Genomic DNA, 21,466 nt, shown 5'->3' with positions numbered 1-21,466 from the left:
GCAGCTCCTCGTAATGCGTCAGGCGGTCAGGCGGTTTTGCGTGCCTCGAAAATCCAGGGCTCCCGCGGAATCCGTGCCGGGTCGAACTGCGCCAGCGCAGCGTCCAGGGTCCCGGGAAGCCCCAGTGAGCCCAGAATGAGTTCCCGGGCGGCATCAGCGTCAATATCGGCGGCGGCAAGGTCCGGAAGGGTGACCGCCCCGTCCCGCTTGGCCAGCCGCTGTCCGGCGGTGTTCAGGGCCAGCGGCACATGCGCGTAACGCACCGGGGGAGCGCCGAGCAGGGAGCCCAGGTAGGCCTGCCGCGGTGCGGAGCTGAGCAGGTCATCTCCGCGCACCACCTGGTCGATGCCCTGCAGGGCGTCATCGAGCACCACGGCCAGGTTGTAGGAGGGCACCCCGTCATTGCGCAGCAGCACCAGGTCATCCACGGCGGAGGTGTATTCGCCGTGCAGCTCATCGGTCACCGTGAACTCGGGCACCTGCGCCCGCAGGCGCAGCGCCGCGGGCCGCTCACGCCGTCGTACCGCGCGCTGTTCCTCGGTGAGGTTCCGGCACGTACCGGGGTAGGCACCGGGCGGGGCATGCGGGGCGGAGGAAGCCTCCGCCACTTCCCGGCGGGTGCAGAAGCACTCGTACACCAGTCCGTCCCGGCGCAGCCGGTTGATCGCTTCGAGGTAGAGGTTGCCGCGTTCGGACTGCCGGACTATCCCGCCGTCCCAGTCCAGCCCGACGGCGGCCAGGTCACGCAGCTGCGCTGCTTCGGCGCCGGAACGGACCCGGTCCAGGTCCTCCATCCGGAGCAGGAACCGCCGCCCGGTGCTGCGCGCGAACAGCCAGGCCAGCAGGGCGGTGCGCAGGTTGCCCACATGCAGCTCTCCGGTGGGGCTGGGGGCGAAGCGGCCGGCGGCGTCGGAGGTAGGCACCCCCTCAGTCTATAAACCTGCGGCTCCGGCCGGGCCACCCGCACCCTGGTGCCGGCGCAACGCGGGTCCTGGAAGGCCGCTCACACCAGCGGACCGGAGGTGTCCGCAAAGGCGTGGGAAGTTTCCGGGGGAGTGCCTAGCGTGGCAGGCATGGGACTCATGGAGCTGGAACTTGCCCGGCTGGAGCACCGACAACGAACCGAGGACGCCGAGCGGCGCAACGGCTTTCAGCAGCTGAGGCGTGAACGGCTGCCGGCGCGGGACCGGCAACGGGAGCGACCGGCCGCATTGCGGTCCGCCGTGAAACTGGACTGGCCAGTCATCACGCTGCGGCTCGGTCCGTTCCAACTTGCCCTCTTCCGCACCGTGCACCTGCCGCAGCGGGGTCCGGCCACCGATTCACACGGGACGTCCAGCTTTTTCCCGGGGTGAGCGGAGTACCGTATTCCGCGAAGAGGCAACCGCCGCTTTCCGTGCTGGGCGGGACGGCGGCCCCGGTTGGGATGATCATGACAAGTGGTTACGCGGGACGCAGCTCATCATCCGGACGGCGAAGCACCACGACGGGCGGATCACGGTGGACCATTGTGGTGGTGGGCCTGGTGATGCTGCTGCTCATCATTGCCCAGGGGGTGGCGACAGGCTTCACCGGACTGCTCGGCTCGGCCGGACTGATAGCCCTGTGCACAGGGCTTTACACCTTCCTGACCAACCGGCCGTCCTGGCTGGACCTGCCCAACCGGCTGCTCGGCGGAATTCTGGCGCTGGCGGGGCTGATTGCCTCGATCATTGCCACCGCCATCCACTGGGGCTGACTAGACCCGTCCGGGAAGGGGTGCTTCCCGGTCCACCCCGGTTTCGTCGGCCAGTTCGGCGCGCACCCGGCCGTCGCCGCGCACCCACAGGCGGTAGGCGACAAAGAGCAGCGCAATCCAGACGGCGCCGACAATCAGCGCCACCCGGGTGCCCGGCATAATGCCGAGCAGCACCACAATGAACACCATGAACGCCAGCGCGGCGTAGGAGGCCACCGGCCAGAACGGCACGCCGAACTCCGACGCCGGCAGGTTCCGCCGGGCTATCTCCCGCTTCATTGCGATGTGCGAAAGCAGGATCATCAGCCACACCCACACGGTGGCGAAGGTGGCAATCGAGGCGATGATGGTGAACAGGGACTCGGGCAGCAGCGCGTTGAGCACCACCCCGGCCAGCAGCACCACGGCCATGGCCGCCACGGTCATCCACGGCACGCCGTTTCGGGAGACCTTGGCGAACGACGCCGGTGCCTGGCCCTGCCGGGCCAGCCCGTACATCATCCGTCCGGCACCGAAAATGTCGGCGTTGATCGCGGAGAGGGCAGCGGTGATGACTACTGCATTGAGGATGTGCGCCGCGGCGTGAATGCCGAGCGAATCGAAGATCTGCACAAAGGGGCTGGTGGAGCCGTCAATGTCCTGCCACGGGAAGATCATCATCAGCACGGCCAGGGTGCATACGTAGAAGAGCAGGATCCGGAACGGGACGGTGTTCACGGCCGCCGGGATGGCCTTCTTCGGATTCTCTGCCTCTCCCGCAGTGATGCCGATGGTTTCAATGCCGCCGAAGGCAAACATAACAATCGAGAAGGACGCCAACAGGCCCCAGAAGCCGTTGGCGAAGAACCCGCCGGAGCTCAGGAGAGTGTCCATACCCGGGGTGGCGCCGTCGTCGAGCCCGAAACCGAAAACGATGATCGCTATGCCGCCTACGATCATGGCAATAATGGCCGAAACCTTGAGGATGGACAGCCAGAACTCGGTCTCGCCGAACACCTTCACCCGCATCAGGTTCAGTGCCGCGATGAGCAGGACCACCGTCAAAATCCAGATCCAGCGCGGCACATCCGGGAACCAGAAGCCCATGTAGATACCGAACGCGGTGACGTCTGCAATGGCCACCACCGCCATTTCAAAGGCGAAGGTCCAGCCGGTGATGAAGCCGGCGAAGGGGCCGAGGTAACGGCTGGCGTACTGGCCGAAGGACCCGGAGACCGGATGCCGGACGGCCATCTCGCCCAGGGCGCGCATGACCAGGAACACAGCCGCGCCGCCGATCATGTAGGCCAGCAGTACGGCCGGACCGGCGGACTGGATGGCGGACGCTGAACCGTAGAACAGGCCGGTGCCGATGGCCGAGCCGAGCGCCATGAAGCGGATGTGCCGGACATTCAGCCCGCGGGCCAAGGCCTGGGTAAAGGAGGACTTCAAAGACAACGCACCTTGGAAATTGGGGGATCAGCCGAATAGTCGGCCTATCCATGGTACGCCTGCTGCCGGCGGCTCCCTTTTCACCGGCGTTCCTGAGCCTGGTGCCGTTCGACGCTGCGCACCGTTTTGTAGACTCGTCCCAACTGCACGCACCAATGGGGGGACAACCATGGACAACAGCTCGGGCCACAGCACTGCCTATCCGCCGGCAGGACCGCCGGCCCCGCCGCCACCGCACAAGGAAAAGCCGGAACCGGCAAACGGCAGCCGGCGGCGGAATCTCCAGCTGGCGGGCGTACTCCTTCTCGCCGTGCTCGCGGTCATCGCCGGACTGGTCCTGTCCCGGGACAACGACGGCGAGGAACCGGTTGCGGAGTCCGGTGCACCGGAGGTGGGAACGGCCCAACAGGTGGCCGATTACAACCTGACGGTGACCGGCGTGGACACTGATGCCACCGAGGAGCTCAAATCTGTCGCGGCGTTTAACGAAGACCCGCAGGGAAACTATGTGCTGGTGGACATCAGCGCGGAATATCTGGGCACTGGCAGCGGGACACCGTCGGAGGATCTCCAGATCCAGTTCGTCGCTGCGGACGGGAGCGAATACGGCCAGTGCAAGGCGCTGATGGCCAAACCCATGCACAACGTTCCGGCCATGGCCAACGGTGACACTGCGAAGTTCCAGACCTGCATGGACGTGCCGTCGGAGGACCTGGCCGGGGCCACCATTCGGATTGGCTCCTATATATGGGTCAATGAGGAGGAGGACGAGGTGGACTGGGCGGTGAAGTAGGCGCCTGCAGGTACAGCACAGGGCGGGCTTCCGGCGTGGAAGCTCCGCCCTGTGGGCTATACGGACCTGCCGCTGCTACGGAACAGTCGGCTGCACCGTCTGCGGAACGTAGGGCACCGTGTATTCCTCGATGTAGGTGCCCGTGGGCACGGTGCCGGAAAAGCGGTTCGGCGGGCCGAACTGTCCGTCCAGCTGGCAGATCTGCTGCGATCCGGAGAAAGACACGATGTCGAAGCCGTACGTCGCGATCTTCGACTGGCCGAGCGTTACCGGCCCCGAAAGCTGCAGTGGATCCTGGAGACTCCAGCTTTTACTCAGGGAGGCGTCGGCGTTGACCTGTGCCTGCAGGGGCTCAAGGATTTGCCCCAAAGGAACAGAACCGGACACCGAAGCGGTGGCGGTGGCGGGGGTCTGCGCAGTCAGTGAGACGGGGACGTCGAATCCGGAAGCATTGGACAGCGTGACCGAGGAGACGGCTTCCTTACTGGTGGTGACGTCATGGTGGTCGAAGCCTGTTTTCACATCACCGGGGCCGCACTCGGTCCCGGCAGCGGCTGCTGACGGTGCCAGGGCCACGGAGCCGGCAATGAGTCCGGCGGTTGACAGTAGGACGGCGGTTCTCTTGCTCGTGCTCAACATGTCGCTCCTTCGTGCAACGGAATCGTCCCGTTGCCTTGGGGAGCCCCCACGTTACTCCTCGGTACAGGAGTGTCAAGCATAAGGAAGGCATCATCGGGCCGGCATTCCGGTCTGTCAATAGTGTTTCGCCTAATTCATTCAGCATCAGTCCTGGTCTGCGCCGTAGCCGATGCGCGCCTCGAGAGGAATCAGGGGGCGGCCGGCGCGGACCTTCATTTCCTGAACCGTCCACGAATTGCCGTCCGGGTCCGAGAACCCGAACAGTGTCCCGCCGTCGCGCGGGTCGATGACCGTGACATCGCCGGCGTCAACACCGCGCTCCACCAGCTGCTGCCGGGCAGCCCGGGCGTCAGGGACCACCAGCTGCAGCCCGTGCAGGGACCCCGGTGCCATCTGCGCCATGCCCAGGACTATTGAGCAGCCCGAACCCGGCGGAGTCAGCTGGGCGAAATCCATCTGGTCAGTGGTGGTGCGGTGATCCAGGACAAAGCCGAGCTGATCACGGTAGAAGCTCACCGCGCGGTCCAGGTCACTGACCGGAACCTGCACCACTTCGAGGGCCCAATCCATTCGGATCATCCTCCTGTCCGGGCGGATGCCAGCAGTTCGTCCAGCTGGTCATAGCCGGCCGACATACCGTCCTCTATGCCGTTGGTCAGGAACTGATCGCGGGATTCCACGGAGGGATAGAGGGAGCGGCCCTGCACGCTGCTCCGTCCGCCGGGCAGGGCGGTGAAGGCGGAGTATTCAAGGGTCACCACGTCCGGATACCCCTCGAACTCGAAGGTCTGCAGCACAAATTCGTCCTGCCGTACCGTGTGGAACATACCCCGGAAGGCGAATTCGTCGTCGCCCCGCGACTGCACAAAGCGGTAGGTCCCTCCGGTGCGGGCCTCAAAAGCATCTATTCGGGTATCCAGGTCCCGCGGCCCGACCCACCGGGCATACAGGTCCGGGTCCGTGTGCGCGCGGAAGACATCGCTCACCGGGAAGTCGAAGTCCCGGTGGTATTCGAGTAACGGTTCGCCCGCCGGAGCGTTGAGGCTCAGAGGGTTGCCCATCACGCACCCCGTCCCTGCAGCGGTTCCGGCTGGAGCTGGGCGAGAAGTTCATCCATCCGGTCAAAGCCCTCGGCGACACCCGCCTCCATGCCGGAGGCGGCCATCCCGTCCCGTGCCTCCATGGACGGGTAGACGGCGTGGGCAGTGATCCGGGTGCGGCCGCCGTCGAGCGCTGTCAGTGTCATGAACTCAAGGCTGGTCACATCGGGGTAGCCGGAGAACTCGAAGGTCTGGATGGCGGCTTCGTTTTCCCGGACGGTGTGGAAAATCCCGCGGAACTCGTAGGGCACCCCGTCCGGTCCGGTGTGGATGTAGCTGTAGGAGCCGCCGGTGCGGAAGTCGTAGTGGTTGATCTCCATTTTCATTCCGCGCGGCCCCAGCCACTGGAGGATCAGGTCAGGTTCGGCGTAGGCGCGGAACACCTGGGCGACGGGGTAGTCCACTTCACGGCTGAAATCGATGAACGGAACACCGTCCGGAACGGAAAGCTGCAGTGCGTTGGTCATGATGGATCCTTTGCCTGCGGGCCGCCTTTCGCTGCGGCCTGTGCGTGAAGCACGGCGTCAAGGCTGCGGAACTGCTCTTCGCGGACCAGCCGGTATTGGCCGATCCAGGCGGTGAGCGCCTCCAACCGTGCGGGATTCAGGTGGACGGGCCTGCGCTGGGCGTCACGGCTGCGCGTGACAAGCCGGGCATGCTCGAGGACCTGGATGTGCTTCGAGACCGCCTGTTTGGAGATCTCGAAGGGTTCCGCCAGTTCGTTGACCGTGGCCGGACCCCGGGAGAGCCGGGCAATGATGTGGCGGCGGACCGGATCGGCCAGGGCCAGGAAGGCCTGGTCCAGAAGGGGTTCGTCGCTGTGGGAGTCCATGCGCCTGGTCAGTTTCTGTAAAGCACGATGCTGGTAGTCAAGGTACTGGTTGTTCAACCTTGCGGTTGATTACGAAGCTACGCCGCGGCCGAGCAGGGTTCAAGGGGTAGCGGTGAAAAAAGTCCGGGCAGTATGGTGGTGTCCCTCTGGACCGCGGGAGGCGTGGAGCGTGAAACGGGCGGGCTATACCCTTACCGAACCGGCGGTTGGAATCTTCTTCGTGGAGGGTCCGGCGTCGAACTGGATCATTGCGCGTCGCGGCCAGGAGTTCACCCTGATCGACGGCGGCTACCGGGGCGACCTGCCCCGGGTCCTGGCGTCGATCCGCGACGTCGGGCTGGACCCGGGCGGCGCCGTCGCGCTCCTGATCACTCACGCGCACGTGGACCACACCGGCGCTGCCGCACATTTTGCCCGGCGTTACGGCACGCCGGTGTTCAGCAGCGCGGCCGAGCACCTGCAGATGACGGGTGTTGTTAAATTCCAGGTGTCACCGCTGCAGATACTGGCCCGTGCCTGGCGGCCCAGGGTGTTGCGCTGGACGGTGCGCGCGCTGCAGTCCGGCGGTTCCAAAGCGGTGCCTGTTCCATCGGCTGAGGTCTGGGATGACGCGTTGCTGGCTTCGCTGCCGGGCGGGCCGGTCGCCGTACCCACGCCGGGTCACACGCCAGGGCATACGGCGTTTTATCTGCCGGCGGCCAGGGCGGTGGCCACCGGGGACGCACTGGTGACCGGCCACGGCATCAGCACGCGGAACGGCCCGCAGTTGCTGCACCCGATGTTCCATCACCACCGTGCCGGAGTACAGGGGTCGCTGGCGGTCCTGGCGAAACTGGACGCCGGCCTGCTGTTGCCCGGGCACGGTCCCGCGCTCCGGATGCCTGTCCGTGATGCGGTGGAAGCGGTGCGCCGGACCTCGGTGACCGGCAGCCGCGCCGGCCGGTCCACCCGGCCGGGGCTGGCACCGGTGCCGGGACGGACAGGGCTGGCCGGCAACGGCGTCCGCTTCTTCACCTGACCCCAGCACAGTCGTACACTGAGCGCCACGTTAGTACCGCCGTCGCTGTGCAGATGAACCGGAGCTGGCTCGCCCTCCGGCACGGTTGCGGACCGGCAAGCATACGAAGGAAGCGCATCATGCAGAAACAGGTCATGACGCCCCGGCGGCGCTGGATCGTAGCCTTGTGCTGGCTCACCGTGGTGTTTGAGGGCTATGACATTGTGGCGCTGGGCGCCGCCATTCCCACCCTGCTGGATACCCGGCACGTGGGCATCACCGCGGCCGGTGCAACCTATGTCTCCACCATTTCCCTGGTGGGCGTGGGTATCGGCGCCGCGCTGATCGGCCCGCTGTCGGACCGCTGGGGCCGGCGGGTCCCGCTGATCCTGTGCGTGGTGGTTTTCTCCCTGTTCACCCTCGTGCTGCCGCTGATGCCCAGCGTTGCACTGATGGGGGTGGTCCGGTTTATCGCCGGTCTGGGTCTGGGCGGGTGCATGCCCGTGGCCATCACCGCCATGCAGGAAGCGGCTTCCGAGAACGCGAAGGCCAATGCCAGCACCATCACCATGACCGGCTACCACTGCGGCGCCGTGCTGGCCTCGGTGCTGGCGATCATCTTCCGTGAGCACTGGGGGTGGCTGTTCTATGCCGGCGGTGCCCTGGGGCTGGCAGCCGCCGTCGTGATGTGGTTCCGCCTGCCGGAGACGGGATCCGTGCATCTGGCCGCCAAGGAGAAGGGAGCGGCGCAGGTGAAGCTGGGAGACCTGCTTCGTCCGCCGTATCTGCGGATAACCCTGGGCCTGTGGGTGGCTGCGTTTATGGGGCTCATGCTCGTGTACGGCCTGAACACCTGGCTGCCGCAGATTATGCGGGAGGCCGGCTATAGGGTGTCCGCCTCGCTGGTGCTGCTGCTGGTACTGAACGTCGGCGCGGTGATCGGGCTGCTGATTGGCGGCCGGGTGGCGGACAAACGCGGGCCCAAAGGAACCACCATGGCGTGGTTCGGTGCGGCTGCGGTGCTGCTGGCCATCCTCAGTATCCGGATTGAGAGTTCGCTGCTGTTGAATGCCGTGGTTCTGGTTACCGGCGTTTTTGTTTTCTGCGCACAGGTCCTGGTCTACGGATTCGTCGGATACCTGTATCCCCGCGCGGTGGTGGGTTCAGCCATGGGGTTTGTTGCCGGCGTCGGGCGGCTGGGCGCTATTGTGGGCCCGTGGCTGACCGGAGCCCTGGTCACGGCGGGGATTGCCTATCCGTTCGGGTTCTACGTCTTTGCGCTCGCCGCCGCCCTGGGAGTGGTGGCCGTGGCGGTCATCCCGCGCCCCGGGCGGCCCGTCGCGGATACAGCGGACCCCCGGGTGTCCCCGGACGGCCAGGCGGTCTAGGGGCACCCGTTCATAGTCAACGCAGCCGGGGCGGGCGGCAGACAGCATTACCTGCACGCTGAACACCCCGTCAGCAGAGATCCCGAACACTAAGTGGGCTGTCGATGGGCATGAACGGTGGCAAACCTGAAAGAATGGGAAACGCCGGCTCGGGGGAGTCACGCTGCGGAACCGTTGTGGAACCCCCTGCCGACGCGCCACCGACAGTCTCACGCAGGAGCATGCATATGACCCCCGAACCATCCGCCTCCCCCTTCAACATTCCTGCGGACTCCCGCGTCACCGTTTACGGTGCCCACGGGCGTCCGGAGGCGGCGGAGTTCGTTCCGGCCGGTGCGTTCCTTGCGGAGGATGACGGACGGTTCCCCGCCGACGTCGTGATCCTTTTCGTCTCCACTGCCGCTGACCTGGCCCACGAGCTGGCCACCGCCGCCGCATCCGTGGAATCCGGCGGGGTGCTGTGGGTCTGCTATCCCACCGCCGAAATAGACGGCGTTACTCCGGACCTGAACCGGGACACCGTGGCCTCCCTGTTCGAAACCAATGATTGGGAGCCCGTGGGCGACGGCACCCTCAACGCCCGCTGGTCCGCGGTGCGCGGGCAGCCGACCGGAATCTGACCGCCGAAACCGGCAAATTTCTCTTGTGTAAGCGGAGATCACGTGGATAAGTTGTCCGCGCCTACAAATAGTTGACGGGCTGGACCCGGCAACAGGTGCTACAGCGTTGTATCCGCTTGATCCAGCCGCCGCCAGCCGCGGCCGTGACGCCGGTTCCCGGCCGCACGGCCCCCGTCTTCCGACTGCGGGATCCTTTTCGAAGGCTTCAGCATGAGCACAATGAAGAATGTTTCGGCCATCTTCCTGGCCGCGGGACTCGCCGCCGGACTGGCAGCCTGCGCACCGGCAGGATCCAGCGAGGAGGGGGAGGGGGAAGCAGCCTCCTGCAACGTGGGCATCGCCATGCCCACCCGCAGCCTGGAACGCTGGATCAATGACGGCGAGGGCCTGAAGGAAAAACTCGAGGCCAAGGGCTGCCAGGTGGACCTGCAGTACGCGGACGACAAGACCGACCAGCAGATCAGCCAGATCCAGAACCAGGTGGCCGGCGGTGCGAAGATCCTTGTGGTCGCGGCCATCGACGGCGAGGTCCTGGGCCCCACCCTGGAGGATGCCAAGAACCAGGACATCCAGGTGATCGCTTACGACCGCCTGATCAACGGCACCGACGCCGTGGACTACTACGCCACCTTTGATAACTATCAGGTGGGACAGCTGCAGGGCGAGTTCATCGAAGAGGAGCTGGGCCTGGCCAACGGCGAGGGACCCTACAACCTGGAGCCGTTTGCCGGCAGCCCGGATGACAACAACGCCAGGTTCTTCTTCGCCGGCGCATGGGACGTGCTGCTTCCGTACGTGGAAAGCGGGCAGCTGGTGGTTCCCTCCGGCAAATCGCCCACCAGCAATGACGGGTGGACCTCCATCGGCATCCTCGGCTGGAAGTCCGCGGACGCCCAGGCGGAAATGGATAACCGGCTGCAGTCCTTCTACACGGGGGACAAAAAAGTGGATGTGGTCCTGTCCCCGAATGACAGCCTCGCTTTGGGCATTGAATCCTCTCTGGATGCCGCCGGCTATGAGCCCGGCACCGACTGGCCGGTGATCACCGGCCAGGACGCCGACGTCGCCAATGTCCAGGCCATGCAGGGGGACCGGCAGTCGATGACGGTGTGGAAAGACACCCGCCAGCTCGGCAGCCAGGTGGAAACCATGGTGGATGCGATCGTGGCCGGTGACGAGGTGGAGGTCAATGACACCGAGACCTACGACAACGGGGTGAAGGTGGTTCCCACCTACATCCTGGAGCCGATGGTGGTCACCAAGGACACGGTCCAGAAAGAGCTGGTGGACTCGGGCTTTATGTCCGCCTCCGACGCCGGGCTTTGACCCCGTTCTCCACTACTGAAGCGGGTTCGGCATGAGTAACGTCATCCTGAAAATGGACGGCATTGTGAAGGAATTCAGCGGGGTCCGGGCGCTGGACGGCGTTTCGATCGACGTGGAACGCGGCCGCGTGCACGCCATCTGCGGTGAAAACGGCGCCGGAAAATCCACCCTGATGAAGGTGCTCAGCGGCGTGTACCCGCACGGCAGCTTCGACGGGACCATCACCCTGGAGGGCAGCCCGGTCAGCTACGGATCGATCAACGATTCCGAGCGCGACGGCGTGGTGATCATCCACCAGGAACTGGCACTGAGCCCGTTCCTGTCGATTGCCGAGAACATTTTCCTGGGCAACGAGGTGTCCCGCGGCGGGGTGATCGACTGGAACAAAACCAACCTGGAGGCCGCCCGGCTGCTGCAGCGGGTGGGGCTGGCGGAGAACCCGGCCACCAAGATAGTGGAGCTGGGGGTGGGCAAACAGCAGCTGGTGGAGATTGCCAAGGCCTTGTCCAAGGAGGTGAAGATCCTGATCCTGGATGAGCCCACCGCAGCACTGAACGACGACGATTCCGCGCACCTTCTGGGACTGATCCGCCAGCTGAACGAAACCGGCATTACCTCCATCATTATTTCGCACAAGCTCAAGGAGATCCGCTCCATTGCGGATACGGTCACTGTCATCCGGGACGGACGGACCATCGACACCTTCGAGGTCCAGGACACCGAAGAGATCGAAACGCGCATCATCCGCGCGATGGTCGGACGCCCGCTGGACCATCAGTTCCCGCCGCGCGAACCGCAGATCGGCGAGGAGAAGTTCCGGGTGGAGGACTGGACCGTGCACCACCCCATTGATGTGGACCGGCTGGTGGTGGACCGTGCCTTCTTCTCGGTGCGGGCGGGGGAGATCATCGGCTTCGCCGGACTGATGGGGGCAGGCCGGACGGAGCTGGCCATGAGCATCTTCGGCCGGTCCTACGGCTCCGGGATCTCCGGCCGGGTCTACAAGGACGGCGTGGAAATCCGCACCCGCACCGTGGAGGAAGCCATCCGGCACGGCATTGCCTACCTCAGCGAGGACCGCAAGCGGTACGGGCTGAACCTGATTGGCAGCGTCACCGTCAACGTCTCCGCCGCGGCGCTGGGCAAGCTGGCCAGACTGGGCATCATCGACCGGAACCGGGAATACCGGGTGGCGGACGAGTACCGCAAACGCATGAACATCCGCACGCCCAGCGTTTCCTCCCTGGTGGAAAACCTCTCCGGCGGAAACCAGCAGAAGGTGGTGCTGAGCAAATGGATTTACTCCGGCCCGGAAGTACTGATCCTGGATGAACCGACCCGGGGCATCGACGTCGGGGCGAAATTCGAAATCTACGGAATCATCAACGAGCTGGCAGCGCAGGGCAAGGCGGTCATCCTCATTTCCAGCGAACTGCCGGAACTGATCGGACTGGCGGACCGGATCTACACCATCGCCGAGGGCAGGCTGACAGCTGAAATCCCCCGGGCGGACGCGACCCAGGAGGAACTCATGCGCCATATGACCGCGGACCGGAGCCAAGGAGCAGAAACACCGTGACCACCACAACTCCCGAACAGGCCCGGGCGCCGCTGCCGCCGCAGCCCGGCAGGAACGGCAAAAAACGCCGCCGGGTGGACCTGCGGCAGTACGGCATCCTGGGGGCCCTGGCCGTCATCATCCTGCTGTTCCAGATCCTGACCGGCGGGCGGCTGCTGTATCCGGGTAACGTCAGCAACCTCTTCCAGCAGAACGCCTACGTGGTGATCCTGGCCATCGGCATGGTCATGGTGATCATTGCCGGGCACATCGATCTTTCCGTGGGATCCGTGGTGGCCACGGTCGGCGCCATCGCCGCCCTGTCCATGAACAGCTGGGGCCTGCCCTGGTGGGCGGCCGTGACCCTCTCCCTGGTGGTCGGAGCCCTGATCGGTGCCTGGCAGGGGTTCTGGGTGGCGTTTGTGGGGATACCCGCCTTTATTGTCACGCTGGCCGGGATGCTGGTGTTCCGCGGTACCGCACTGATTCTGCTGACCGGCGGAACCATCAGCGGACTGCCGCGTCCGTACACGGCCATCAGTTCCGGCACCCTGCCCTCCACGGGCACACCGGACCTGATGACCCTGGGCATCGGCGCGCTGGCGTGCGTGGCCCTGGTGGTGCAGCAGCTCAAGGGACGGGCGGACCTGCGCCGGCTGGACCTGCCCCGGGAGAGGAACGGCTCCTTCGTCTTCAAGATCGCCCTGGCCGTGATCGCCATCATGTACCTCTGCTACCTGCTGGCCTACAGCCGCGGCATGCCGATCATCGTGGTCATCCTGGCGGTGCTGGTGCTCGCGTACTCCTTTTTGCTGAACCGCACGGTGTTCGGCCGGCACATCTACGCCATGGGCGGGAACCTGAATGCCGCGATGATGTCAGGGGTGAAAACCCGGTGGGTGAACTTCCTGGTGTTCGTGAACATGGGCTTCCTCGCCGGGCTGGCTGCGGTGGTGAGCACCGCGCGGGCCGGCGGCGCCGTGGCCTCGGCTGGCGGCGGGTTCGAGCTGGACGCGATTGCCGCGGTGTTCATCGGCGGCGCTTCGGTACAGGGCGGGGTGGGCACGGTGGTGGGGGCGGTGATCGGGGCGCTCGTGATGGGCGTGCTGAACCAGGGCCTGTCCATCCTGTCCGTGGATGCCGCCTGGCAGCAGGTCATCAAGGGCCTGGTGCTGCTGGCTGCGGTCGCCTTCGGGTTCAGTCGGCGGAAGGGTGCGCGGTAGGCGGGAAGATTTAGCCGGAGCGCTTCCACCGGGCCTGCCGCCGGAGCATACTCGGAGGCATCCGATCTGCCACGCGTAAGGAGACCATTATGCCCAGCCAGATGAACCCCTACCTCAGCTTCCGGGACAACGCCCGTGAGGCCATGGACTTCTACCAGAGCGTCTTTGGCGGCACGCTGGAAAGCTCCACATTCGGTGACATGAACATGTCCGATGATCCGGCCGAAGCCAACAAGATCATGCATTCCTCGCTGACCACGGACAGCGGCTTTGTCCTGATGGCCTCGGACACGCCCTCCAGCATGAACCTGGACGAGGGCAGCAGCTATTCCATCTCCCTGAGCGGCGATAACGGAGAGGAACTGCGCGGCTACTGGGATCGGTTGCTTGACGGCGGCCAGATGGACCTGCCGCTGGAAAAGGCGCCGTGGGGAGACCTGTTCGGCATGCTCACCGATCGGTTCGGTACCAGTTGGATGATCAGCATTGAGGGCGAGGACTCCTAGCCGGATTGCGCCGCGGCCCACTCGGCGACCCTGGCGGCGCTTTCCTCCTCGGATAGATCCTCCACCCGGCTCATCACGGACCAGCGCACCCCGAACGGGTCGCGGATGCTGGCGAACCGGTCTCCTGAGACAAAGGTGCGCAGCGGTTCCCGAATGGTGGCCCCGGCTGCTTCTGCCCTGGCCACGGTGTCATCCGCGTTTTCGCAGTACAGGCCCATCGAATAGCAGTCGGCATCACCATCCGGCGCGGGGACCAGACCGTAGTCGGGGTTGGGCTCGCCCAGTTGCAGCCTTCCGGTGCCGAAGTCCAGATCGGCGTGGACCACAATGCCGCCCATCTCGGTGGCATCGATCAACCGGGCGCCAAAGACATCGCGATAGAAACTGATGGCCTCGCGGGCGTCCGGAACGGCGAGGAACGGAGTCAGGGTGGTGACGCCGTGCGGGACGCCGCCGGTGGTGTGCCGGCCGGTGACACCTGAGGTGCTCTGCGGCGTGTTTGCGGGATTGGTGTTGGCTGAAGTAGTCATGCTTAGACGCTAGGGGTCCGGACCTGCATCGGGCTTGAAGATTTGCGACAGTCCGGAATCTTGCGACAGTCCGAAATGAGGCACAGAGGGGGAGGGACGTGGAGGAGCAGTGGCGTGGGACGCTGTATCCCGCCCGGCTGCCCTCCTTCCACCGGCTCCCGGCCCCGGCAGCGCTCGCGGACCGGGTGCGCTGGTTCTGGATCCCGGAATGGCAGCTCGCTCCCGGACGGGTCAGCCGGCAGGAAGTACTGCCCTTTCCTGCCCTGAACCTGGTGGTGCAGCCTGACGGGGTGACGCTGTCCGGGCCTGCCACCCGGCGTTCCTTCCGCGACTTGTCCGGGCGTGGCTGGGCGGTGGGGATGCTGTTGCGTCCGGCCGCGGTGCCGGCGTTCACCGGCGAACCCGGCAGCCTGCGCAACCGCGAAATCCCCGTGGACATGCCCGATCTCCATGCCGCCGTCGTCGCCGCCATGGCCGGGGAGAAGGGGAAGAGCGACGGCGACGGCCGGCGGGAGGCAACGGCGTGCTCGGCGGGGAGGTGGCTGGAGCGCAGGGTTCCGGTTCCGGATGCCGACGGGGTGCTGGTGAACCGGTTGGAGGAGCTCATCGCCGCCGATGCGTCACTGACGCGGGTGGGGCAGGCGGCGGATCTGTTGGGGGTATCGGTGCGGACGCTGCAGCGGCTGGCCCGGCGCCATGTGGGCCTGCCGCCGCTGGCCATGATCCGGCGCTACCGGCTGCAGGAAGCCGCCGAACGCCTGCGCCTGGAACCCGGCCTGCCCGTCGCGGACATTGCCGCCGAGCTGGGCTATGCCGACCATGCCCACCTGACGGCGGATTTCCGCACCGTCCTGGGCTTCACCCCCAGCGGTTACCGGCGTTCGGCCGCGGAACCGTAGTAGGACCGGATGGTGAACCGAACAGCCCGGCCACCTGCGCCAGCTCCGGGGGAGCGGCGGCGTTCCACGCGGCCCAGGTCTGGACCTGCAGCGAGTGTCCGCCGGCATCCTGAGCGGAAAGCGGCACCCATTTCCAGCCGGGAAAGTTGATACCGGCCGATGCCTCGGTGGTCAGCGCCGCATCCGCGTCCGCCAGATCCGCAATCAGCAGGCTGTGGTGGCTGAACTTCCGGAACACCCAATGGGCGCGGACGCCTTCCGCCTCGGCGGCGCTGCGCAGCTTCACTTCCTGGATGCGGATTTCCCCCGCGGCGTGCGCCATCACGGTGAGCCCGTCCAGATCAAACAAGCTCAGCACATCCCTCTCATTCATCGGCGAGGAGGGACGGACGGCAGCGCCCAGCGGCTGGGTGAGCAGGTGCTGCCGGTGCATGCCCTCGGCGGGTTCCGTGTGCAGCAGGGCCATATCGATCTGGCCGGCGCGCAGCAGCCGGTTCTGTTCATCGCTGCTGGCCTCGTAGAGGGAGAAGCTCACCGGCAGGCCGGCGGCCTGCACCCGGCCGACGGCGGCCCGGAACCAGTCATGCGGCAGCCCGGGCGGTGCACCCAGCCGGATCAGGGAATGGCCGCTGGCAGCCAGGCGGACAATCTCGGGCGTCCGGTCCACCTGCGCCAGGATGGTGTCGGCATGGGACTTGACCGCCCGGCCGAGGGGAGTCAGTGACACACCGCGGGGGTTGCGCTGCAGCAGTGTCCCGCCCAGTTCCTTTTCCAGGTCGGCCAGCTGCCGGCTCAGCGCGGGCTGGGTCATGTGAAGCTCGACGGCGGCGCCGCTGATACTGCCCGTTTCCGCGGTGCGTACAAAGTACTTCAGCTGGCGGATGTCCATGCCGGCCAGCCTATGCCTAAAAAGTATGTCGGGGGTCACATTTAGGCATTTGATTTATATGCCGGCGTGGCTGATGGTTCTTATGTGAGCCATGTGACGCGGCTCACGTGGACCGAACTAAGGATTCCCGTTTTTATGACTTCGATATCCGCAAGAACCACCTACGACGTTGTGGTTGCAGGTGGAGGGGCCGCCGGTGTGGCGGCCGCCGTCAGCGCCGCCCGGACAGGGGCCAGCGTGTGCCTCGTGGAGCGCTACGGATTCCTGGGCGGCGCCGCGACCAACAGCTCGGTCCTGGCCTACTGCGGCTTTTTTGACCAGACCCGGGAGCAGGTGGTCCGCGGCATCGGCCAGGACTTCCTGGATGAACTCGAGCGCCAGGAACTGCTGACCCTGGAAACCTCGCCGGCCACCGGCAACACGATTGTGGTCCTGGATATGGAAACCACCAAAACCGTGCTGGACCAGCTGGTCCGGGACGCCGGCGTCGACGTCCTGTTCCACAGCACGCTGGTGGCCGCGGACACCGATAACGAGCGCATCAGTGCCGTGCACATTGCCCACCGCGGCGGCACCCTGCGCCTTTCCGCCAGCGCCTTTGTGGACTGCAGCGGCGACGGTGCACTGCTGGAAGCCGCCGGCGCGGAGTTCCAGCTCTCCCCGGTGGAACGCCGCCAGGCCAGCACCCTGGTGATGCGGGTGGGTGGTGTCGGCGAGGACGCGGACCTCTCCACCGACGCCATGGACACGGCCTTCGCCGCCTACGGAAACGCCACCGGCGAAGTGCTGACCCGCAGCAACGGAACCTGCGTGCGGATGCCCCGCTCCCGCGAACTGATGCTGCTGCTGGCGGATGCCTACGTGGATGTGCTGGACGTACACCAGCTCTCCCGGGCCGAACTGGACGGACGGGCCCGGGCCCGCCACTACCTCAACGCGCTCAAGGCAGGAATGCCCGGCTGGTCCGGGGCCTACCTTGCTTCCACGGGTCCGCAGATCGGCATCCGGGAAGCACGCCGGATGCTGGGCAGGGAAAGCGTCAGCGCCGACGACGTCCTCTCCGCCCGCCGTCGTCCGGAGGACGGGATTGCCCGCTGCGGCTGGCCGATGGAGGACCATTCCACCCCCGGCGCCACCGAGTACAGCGGCATCAGGGACCGCAAGTGGTACGACATCCCCTACGGCGCGGTGACCAGCGCCAACATCACCAACCTGTGGGGCGCCGGCCGGCTCACCAGCAGCGACAGCCGTTCCTTCGCCTCGCTGCGCGTGATGGGCACGTCCTTCGCCACCGGGCACGCCGCCGGCCTGGCCGCGTCCCTGCACAGCTCCACGGGCAGCGTGGACCTGCCCAAGCTGCGCGGCCTGCTCCAGGACCAGGGGGCGCTGCTGTGAACCCGGAACGCGGCGCGAAGATCGCGCTCACCGGAGCTGCGGGCAGCCTCGCCGGTGACATCATCCCGCACCTGCTCGACGCCGGATACTCCCTGGTCTGCGTGGACCGGGTGGCACCCGCGGAGTCCTACGGCCAGGAATGGGTCATCACCGAGGTGACCGAGACCGAAACCCTCGTCAACGCGTTCGCGGGCTGCGCCGCCGTCGTGCACCTGGCCGGCATCCCGCTGGAAGCTGACTGGGACCGGATCCTCACCGCCAATATCGACGGCACGCACTCCGTCCTGGACGCCGCCCACCGGGCCGGGGTGCCGCGCGCCGTGCTGGCCAGTTCCATTCACGCCACCGGATTTACCGCCGTGCCCCGCCCCGGGGAACTGGTTCCGGATGACACCGCGGTGCGGCCCAACACTTTATACGGCGTCTCAAAGGCGGCGGTTGAAGCCCTTGGAAGCTACTATTCGGATCGATACGGCATGGATGTTATCTGCCTTCGCATCGCCTCCCGGTTCGACCGCCCCCGCGATGTCCGAATGCTGAGCACCTGGCTCTCGCCCGACGACGCCGCACGGTTGTTCCGCGCGGCCCTCACCGACTCCGGGCACGGCTTCCGTATTGTCTGGGGGGTGTCCGCGAACACCAGAAGCTACCTCTCCCCGGATGCCGGCAGGGCAATCGGCTACGTCCCACAGGACGACGCCGAGAGCTACGCCAAGGACCTGATCGGCCCGGCCGCGCCCAGCGCCGCCGCGGAAACCGACTGGGACAGACAATTCATCGGCGGCGTTTTCTGCTCACCCCGGCCTCCGCGCCATACCGATATGCACCCCTCCAAATGACCAGGAATCAGAACATGACACCAGCCCCACCCGCGGTGAATTACGCGTTCGAGGTCGACGCGGTCCACAAAGTCTTCTCCGGATCGCAGAACGTGTATGCCCTCGAAGACATCAACCTCAAGCTGAAGGAGGGCTCCTTCACCTGCATCGTCGGACCCTCCGGCTGCGGCAAGTCCACCCTGCTGCGGATCCTGGGCGAACTCGAAACCGCCACCGCCGGCACGGTTACCCGCAACGTCACCGCAGACAAGGTGCCCGCCTCCGCTTTCGTCTTCCAGGAACACGGAGTGTTCCCCTGGTTCACCGTGCTGCAGAACGTGGCCTTCGGCGAGCACATGGCCGGTGTGGGCAAACGCGAGCGGCTCGAACACGCCCGGCACTGGATTGCCGAAGCAGGCCTGTCCGGCTTCGAGGACAGCTACCCGCACCAGCTTTCCGGCGGCATGCGGCAGCGCATTGCCATTGCCCGCGCCTTCGCCACCGGTTCCCCGGCCCTGCTGATGGACGAGCCGCTGGGCGCCCTGGACGCACAGACCCGCATGCTGATGCAGGAACAGCTGGTCCGGCTCTGGGAACTCGAGCGCAAGACGGTGGTCCTGGTAACCCACTCCATTGAGGAGGCACTGCTGCTCGGGGACCAGATTGTGATGATGTCCGCCCGCCCGGGCCGCATCAAGGAAATCATCGACGTGCACTTCGGCCGTCCCCGCAGCATGGAAATCGAAGGCACCAGCGAGTTCGGCTCGATGAAGCAGGGGATCTGGGATTCGCTCCGCGACGAGGTACAAGCATCTTTGAGGTTCTCCTAATGACTAACACCACCGCCGACCGCACTGCCGCGAAGGCCAACCAGCCCGAGCTGGACGCCGCCATCCGCCGCGAATACCGCCAGGGTGTCCGGCTGCGCTACCGCGACGTCCTGCTTTCCACCCTCACCCCGGTCCTGCTTCTGGCCCTCTGGGAAGTTGCCGCCCGGACCGGCGCCCTTGACGCCCGGCTGTTCACCCCGCCAAGCCTGATCGCCCAGCAGGCGTGGAACATGCTGCTCAGCGGGGAACTGTGGACCCACACCTCGGCCACCATTGCCCGGCTGATGGCCGGTTTCCTGCTCGGCGCCGTCGCCGGGATCCTGGCCGGGCTGCTGATGGGGGTCTGGCGGCCGCTGCGCGCAGCGCTCGGGCCCACCTTCACGGCACTGTATGCGCTGCCGAAAATCGCCATTGTCCCGCTGCTGCTGCTGATCTTCGGGCTGACCGAAACCCCCAAGGTCCTCTCCGTGGCCATCTCCGTGTTCTTCGTAATGCAGATCAACACCCTGGCCGGCATTGTCCAGATTGACAGCCGCGTGCTGGAAGCGGCCCGCGCCTACAAGGCCAGCGGACTGAAACTCTTCCGCTACGTGCTGCTGCCCGGCGCCACACCGGCCATCATGACCGGCCTGCGCGTCGCCGCCGGTATGTCGGTAATTGTGATTACCGCCGTCGAATTCGTCGCGTCCAACAACGGCCTCGGCTACCTGATCTGGAACTCCTGGCAGCTGTTCCAGCCCAGCAAAATGTACGTCGGCCTGATTGTGGTGTCCCTGGTGGGCGCCGGCGTCACCGCACTGATCATCCTCCTCGAACGGGCGGCCCTGCCCTGGAAATACAAATCCGGATCCAAGAAGAAAGATCGAAAATGAAAAAACACCTGAAGGTCCTGGCAGCAACGGTGCTGGCCGGACTTGCCCTCTCCGCCTGCGGGGGAGACACCAGCGCCTCCTCCGAGGGTGACTCGCAGGAAAACGCGACGGTGAAGGTCGGCATTGTGCAGCTGCCCATCTTCGCGCCCATCTACGTGGCTGACGCCAAGGGCTACTTTGACGAAGCCGGCCTGGACGTACAGCTGGAAACCGTGAAGTCCGGCCAGGACGCGGTGCCGCTGGCCTCCAGCGGAAAGCTCGACGTCGTTGCCGCCGGGTTCTCCGCCGGCATGTTCAGCGCCATCGAAACCGGCCTGGACATCAAGGTGGTGGCGTCCATGGGCGTCAGCGACGGCGACACTGAGAAGAGCCCCACGGACCTGGTGGTCTCCAAGGCCAAGGTGGACTCCGGCGAGATCACTGACATTGCCGGACTGAAGGGCAAAAAGATCGGCGCTGCAGGCGGTGCCGGCGGTACCGGTGCCTTCCTGCTGAGCCTGGCGCTGGAAGAAGCCGGGCTGAGCATCAACGACGTGGAAATTGTGAACCTGGGCAACCCGGACATGCCGACGGCGCTGGCCAACGGCAGCCTGGACGCAGGCCTGATCTCCGCACCGTTCTCCACCATGGCCATCGAAGACGGCACCGGCGTGTCCATGGCCGTGCCGCCGGCCGGCACCTCGGGCACCGGCATGCTCTACGGCGGGCAGTTCGCAGACGGTGAGAACGCCCAGAAGTTCTTCGACGCCGTGGCCCGTGCCGCCAAGGACCTGCAGGGCGAGGACCGCTACTCGGATGAGAACCTGAAGATCATCGGCGAGGCCACCGGCCAGAGCGTGGAGGAACTGAAGTCGGTTCCGCTCTACACCTGGTTGCCGAATATCGAACCGCTGCCGGAGCAGCTCGAGGGCATGGAAGCGGTCTGGATGGAATCCGGTGCCATTGAGTACAAGGACGCCATTGACCAGGATTCCTACATCGACGCCTCCTTCTCGGAGAAGACGCCGTAATTTCGGTTGAGGCAGATCGGCAGCGGCACCCTGGGAAACCGGGGTGCCGCTGTTTTTGTTGCAGGGGAAATG

Annotated in this window: 25 protein-coding genes; 16 read left to right on the top strand and 9 right to left on the bottom strand. The window is 65.8% G+C overall.

Annotated elements, in window-relative coordinates; translation table 11 throughout:
• Positions 1 to 26: 26 nt before the first annotated feature.
• Positions 27 to 923, bottom strand: coding sequence for a tRNA glutamyl-Q(34) synthetase GluQRS (gluQRS, locus tag QWJ37_RS14025; protein ID WP_290245642.1), 897 nt, complete (start codon positions 921 to 923; stop codon positions 27 to 29).
• A 150-nt stretch (positions 924 to 1,073) separates the two neighbouring features.
• Between gluQRS and QWJ37_RS14020 the strand changes: the two genes are divergently transcribed.
• Both QWJ37_RS14020 and QWJ37_RS14015 read left to right on the top strand, forming a co-directional pair.
• Entirely contained in the window at positions 1,074 to 1,355 is a 282-nt protein-coding gene (locus tag QWJ37_RS14020; RefSeq protein ID WP_290245641.1) for a hypothetical protein, read from the top strand.
• A 77-nt stretch (positions 1,356 to 1,432) separates the two neighbouring features.
• Positions 1,433 to 1,738: a hypothetical protein gene (locus QWJ37_RS14015; RefSeq protein ID WP_227905519.1), complete on the top strand. Its 306-nt coding sequence runs from the start codon at positions 1,433 to 1,435 to the stop codon at positions 1,736 to 1,738.
• On the opposite strand, the gene QWJ37_RS14010 is transcribed toward QWJ37_RS14015, so the two are convergent.
• Complete coding sequence (locus tag QWJ37_RS14010; protein ID WP_290245753.1) at positions 1,739 to 3,109, bottom strand: amino acid permease; 1,371 nt, start codon at positions 3,107 to 3,109, stop codon at positions 1,739 to 1,741.
• 229 nt (positions 3,110 to 3,338) lie between these two features.
• Between QWJ37_RS14010 and QWJ37_RS14005 the strand changes: the two genes are divergently transcribed.
• On the top strand, positions 3,339 to 3,962 hold the full coding sequence (locus QWJ37_RS14005) for a hypothetical protein (protein WP_290245640.1): 624 nt from the start codon (positions 3,339 to 3,341) through the stop codon (positions 3,960 to 3,962).
• Between the two features lie 75 nt (positions 3,963 to 4,037).
• Here the strand turns inward: QWJ37_RS14005 and QWJ37_RS14000 are convergent, their stop codons facing one another.
• The 5 genes from QWJ37_RS14000 to QWJ37_RS13980 all read right to left on the bottom strand — a co-directional run bounded on the left by QWJ37_RS14000 (position 4,038) and on the right by QWJ37_RS13980 (position 6,533).
• Positions 4,038 to 4,601, bottom strand: coding sequence for a hypothetical protein (locus QWJ37_RS14000; RefSeq protein WP_290245639.1), 564 nt, complete (start codon positions 4,599 to 4,601; stop codon positions 4,038 to 4,040).
• A 144-nt stretch (positions 4,602 to 4,745) separates the two neighbouring features.
• The gene (locus QWJ37_RS13995; RefSeq protein ID WP_290245638.1) at positions 4,746 to 5,171 is read right to left on the bottom strand and encodes a VOC family protein; all 426 of its coding nucleotides are present in this window, start codon (positions 5,169 to 5,171) and stop codon (positions 4,746 to 4,748) included.
• 5 nt (positions 5,172 to 5,176) lie between these two features.
• Positions 5,177 to 5,662: an SRPBCC family protein gene (locus tag QWJ37_RS13990; protein ID WP_290245752.1), complete on the bottom strand. Its 486-nt coding sequence runs from the start codon at positions 5,660 to 5,662 to the stop codon at positions 5,177 to 5,179.
• On the bottom strand, positions 5,662 to 6,168 hold the full coding sequence (locus tag QWJ37_RS13985; RefSeq protein ID WP_227905514.1) for an SRPBCC family protein: 507 nt from the start codon (positions 6,166 to 6,168) through the stop codon (positions 5,662 to 5,664). The genes QWJ37_RS13990 and QWJ37_RS13985 overlap by 1 nt, the downstream gene beginning before the upstream one ends.
• Positions 6,165 to 6,533 carry a metalloregulator ArsR/SmtB family transcription factor gene (locus QWJ37_RS13980; RefSeq protein WP_290245637.1) on the bottom strand — a complete coding sequence of 123 codons (369 nt, stop codon included), beginning with the start codon at positions 6,531 to 6,533 and terminating at the stop codon, positions 6,165 to 6,167. The genes QWJ37_RS13985 and QWJ37_RS13980 overlap by 4 nt, the downstream gene beginning before the upstream one ends.
• Positions 6,534 to 6,702: 169 nt before the next feature.
• Here QWJ37_RS13980 and QWJ37_RS13975 point away from each other — a divergent pair, with 169 nt between their 5' ends.
• From QWJ37_RS13975 to QWJ37_RS13945, 7 genes are all read left to right on the top strand, one after another.
• Entirely contained in the window at positions 6,703 to 7,551 is an 849-nt protein-coding gene (locus QWJ37_RS13975) for an MBL fold metallo-hydrolase (protein ID WP_290245636.1), read from the top strand.
• Between the two features lie 119 nt (positions 7,552 to 7,670).
• Positions 7,671 to 8,918 carry an aromatic acid/H+ symport family MFS transporter gene (locus QWJ37_RS13970; protein WP_227929155.1) on the top strand — a complete coding sequence of 416 codons (1,248 nt, stop codon included), beginning with the start codon at positions 7,671 to 7,673 and terminating at the stop codon, positions 8,916 to 8,918.
• Between the two features lie 227 nt (positions 8,919 to 9,145).
• Positions 9,146 to 9,538, top strand: a complete 393-nt coding sequence (locus QWJ37_RS13965) for a hypothetical protein (RefSeq protein ID WP_290245635.1) — start codon at positions 9,146 to 9,148, stop codon at positions 9,536 to 9,538.
• 210 nt (positions 9,539 to 9,748) lie between these two features.
• On the top strand, positions 9,749 to 10,864 hold the full coding sequence (chvE, locus tag QWJ37_RS13960) for a multiple monosaccharide ABC transporter substrate-binding protein (RefSeq protein ID WP_290245634.1): 1,116 nt from the start codon (positions 9,749 to 9,751) through the stop codon (positions 10,862 to 10,864).
• A 31-nt stretch (positions 10,865 to 10,895) separates the two neighbouring features.
• Positions 10,896 to 12,443: a multiple monosaccharide ABC transporter ATP-binding protein gene (gene mmsA / locus QWJ37_RS13955; RefSeq protein ID WP_290245633.1), complete on the top strand. Its 1,548-nt coding sequence runs from the start codon at positions 10,896 to 10,898 to the stop codon at positions 12,441 to 12,443.
• A 32-nt stretch (positions 12,444 to 12,475) separates the two neighbouring features.
• The gene (mmsB, locus tag QWJ37_RS13950) at positions 12,476 to 13,645 is read left to right on the top strand and encodes a multiple monosaccharide ABC transporter permease (protein WP_227905631.1); all 1,170 of its coding nucleotides are present in this window, start codon (positions 12,476 to 12,478) and stop codon (positions 13,643 to 13,645) included.
• 89 nt (positions 13,646 to 13,734) lie between these two features.
• Positions 13,735 to 14,151 (top strand): VOC family protein, encoded by a 417-nt coding sequence (locus QWJ37_RS13945; protein ID WP_227905501.1) that lies wholly within the window; start codon positions 13,735 to 13,737, stop codon positions 14,149 to 14,151.
• On the opposite strand, the gene QWJ37_RS13940 is transcribed toward QWJ37_RS13945, so the two are convergent.
• A complete protein-coding gene (locus tag QWJ37_RS13940) occupies positions 14,148 to 14,681 on the bottom strand; it encodes a VOC family protein (protein ID WP_227905499.1) in 534 nt (177 codons plus the stop codon). The two genes, QWJ37_RS13945 and QWJ37_RS13940, sit on opposite strands and share 4 nt — an antisense overlap.
• A gap of 98 nt (positions 14,682 to 14,779) precedes the next feature.
• Between QWJ37_RS13940 and QWJ37_RS13935 the strand changes: the two genes are divergently transcribed.
• Positions 14,780 to 15,580, top strand: coding sequence for a helix-turn-helix domain-containing protein (locus QWJ37_RS13935; RefSeq protein ID WP_290245632.1), 801 nt, complete (start codon positions 14,780 to 14,782; stop codon positions 15,578 to 15,580).
• Here QWJ37_RS13935 and QWJ37_RS13930 read toward each other — a convergent pair.
• A complete protein-coding gene (locus QWJ37_RS13930; RefSeq protein WP_290245631.1) occupies positions 15,540 to 16,469 on the bottom strand; it encodes a LysR family transcriptional regulator in 930 nt (309 codons plus the stop codon). The genes QWJ37_RS13935 and QWJ37_RS13930 overlap by 41 nt on opposite strands.
• Before the next feature lie 135 nt (positions 16,470 to 16,604).
• Here QWJ37_RS13930 and QWJ37_RS13925 point away from each other — a divergent pair, with 135 nt between their 5' ends.
• The 5 genes from QWJ37_RS13925 to QWJ37_RS13905 are packed head-to-tail and all read left to right on the top strand — an operon-like array spanning position 16,605 to position 21,394.
• Entirely contained in the window at positions 16,605 to 17,864 is a 1,260-nt protein-coding gene (locus tag QWJ37_RS13925) for an FAD-dependent oxidoreductase (RefSeq protein ID WP_290245630.1), read from the top strand.
• Positions 17,861 to 18,703 (top strand): NAD(P)-dependent oxidoreductase, encoded by an 843-nt coding sequence (locus tag QWJ37_RS13920; protein ID WP_290245629.1) that lies wholly within the window; start codon positions 17,861 to 17,863, stop codon positions 18,701 to 18,703. The genes QWJ37_RS13925 and QWJ37_RS13920 overlap by 4 nt, the downstream gene beginning before the upstream one ends.
• Positions 18,704 to 18,717: 14 nt before the next feature.
• Complete coding sequence (locus QWJ37_RS13915) at positions 18,718 to 19,512, top strand: ABC transporter ATP-binding protein (protein WP_290245628.1); 795 nt, start codon at positions 18,718 to 18,720, stop codon at positions 19,510 to 19,512.
• On the top strand, positions 19,512 to 20,384 hold the full coding sequence (locus QWJ37_RS13910; protein WP_227929148.1) for an ABC transporter permease: 873 nt from the start codon (positions 19,512 to 19,514) through the stop codon (positions 20,382 to 20,384). Before QWJ37_RS13915 ends, QWJ37_RS13910 begins: the two co-directional genes overlap by 1 nt.
• Entirely contained in the window at positions 20,381 to 21,394 is a 1,014-nt protein-coding gene (locus QWJ37_RS13905) for an ABC transporter substrate-binding protein (protein ID WP_227929147.1), read from the top strand. The genes QWJ37_RS13910 and QWJ37_RS13905 overlap by 4 nt, the downstream gene beginning before the upstream one ends.
• The last annotated feature ends 72 nt before the right edge of the window (positions 21,395 to 21,466 follow it).

This window comes from Arthrobacter sp. YD2, from assembly GCF_030410475.1.
GTDB classification, from domain to species: domain Bacteria; phylum Actinomycetota; class Actinomycetes; order Actinomycetales; family Micrococcaceae; genus Arthrobacter_B; species Arthrobacter_B zhangbolii.
The sequence above is the reverse complement of the archived record's forward strand: the minus strand, read 5'-3'. Positions and strand labels throughout refer to the sequence as shown.

What these genes read in the sequence shown, in the direction of transcription:
- QWJ37_RS14020 (WP_290245641.1), top strand. Translation starts at nt 1,074, where the DNA reads ATGGGACTCATGGAGCTGGAACTTGCCCGGCTGGAGCACCGACAACGA.
- QWJ37_RS14015 (WP_227905519.1), top strand. Translation starts at nt 1,433, where the DNA reads ATGACAAGTGGTTACGCGGGACGCAGCTCATCATCCGGACGGCGAAGC.
- QWJ37_RS14010 (WP_290245753.1), bottom strand. Translation starts at nt 3,109, where the DNA reads ATGGCGCTCGGCTCGGCCATCGGCACCGGCCTGTTCTACGGTTCAGCG.
- QWJ37_RS14005 (WP_290245640.1), top strand. Translation starts at nt 3,339, where the DNA reads ATGGACAACAGCTCGGGCCACAGCACTGCCTATCCGCCGGCAGGACCG.
- QWJ37_RS14000 (WP_290245639.1), bottom strand. Translation starts at nt 4,601, where the DNA reads ATGTTGAGCACGAGCAAGAGAACCGCCGTCCTACTGTCAACCGCCGGA.
- QWJ37_RS13995 (WP_290245638.1), bottom strand. Translation starts at nt 5,171, where the DNA reads ATGGATTGGGCCCTCGAAGTGGTGCAGGTTCCGGTCAGTGACCTGGAC.
- QWJ37_RS13990 (WP_290245752.1), bottom strand. Translation starts at nt 5,662, where the DNA reads ATGGGCAACCCTCTGAGCCTCAACGCTCCGGCGGGCGAACCGTTACTC.
- QWJ37_RS13985 (WP_227905514.1), bottom strand. Translation starts at nt 6,168, where the DNA reads ATGACCAACGCACTGCAGCTTTCCGTTCCGGACGGTGTTCCGTTCATC.
- QWJ37_RS13980 (WP_290245637.1), bottom strand. Translation starts at nt 6,533, where the DNA reads ATGGACTCCCACAGCGACGAACCCCTTCTGGACCAGGCCTTCCTGGCC.
- QWJ37_RS13970 (WP_227929155.1), top strand. Translation starts at nt 7,671, where the DNA reads ATGCAGAAACAGGTCATGACGCCCCGGCGGCGCTGGATCGTAGCCTTG.
- QWJ37_RS13965 (WP_290245635.1), top strand. Translation starts at nt 9,146, where the DNA reads ATGACCCCCGAACCATCCGCCTCCCCCTTCAACATTCCTGCGGACTCC.
- chvE (WP_290245634.1), top strand. Translation starts at nt 9,749, where the DNA reads ATGAGCACAATGAAGAATGTTTCGGCCATCTTCCTGGCCGCGGGACTC.
- mmsA (WP_290245633.1), top strand. Translation starts at nt 10,896, where the DNA reads ATGAGTAACGTCATCCTGAAAATGGACGGCATTGTGAAGGAATTCAGC.
- QWJ37_RS13945 (WP_227905501.1), top strand. Translation starts at nt 13,735, where the DNA reads ATGCCCAGCCAGATGAACCCCTACCTCAGCTTCCGGGACAACGCCCGT.
- QWJ37_RS13940 (WP_227905499.1), bottom strand. Translation starts at nt 14,681, where the DNA reads ATGACTACTTCAGCCAACACCAATCCCGCAAACACGCCGCAGAGCACC.
- QWJ37_RS13930 (WP_290245631.1), bottom strand. Translation starts at nt 16,469, where the DNA reads ATGGACATCCGCCAGCTGAAGTACTTTGTACGCACCGCGGAAACGGGC.
- QWJ37_RS13925 (WP_290245630.1), top strand. Translation starts at nt 16,605, where the DNA reads ATGACTTCGATATCCGCAAGAACCACCTACGACGTTGTGGTTGCAGGT.
- QWJ37_RS13915 (WP_290245628.1), top strand. Translation starts at nt 18,718, where the DNA reads ATGACACCAGCCCCACCCGCGGTGAATTACGCGTTCGAGGTCGACGCG.
- QWJ37_RS13910 (WP_227929148.1), top strand. Translation starts at nt 19,512, where the DNA reads ATGACTAACACCACCGCCGACCGCACTGCCGCGAAGGCCAACCAGCCC.
- QWJ37_RS13905 (WP_227929147.1), top strand. Translation starts at nt 20,381, where the DNA reads ATGAAAAAACACCTGAAGGTCCTGGCAGCAACGGTGCTGGCCGGACTT.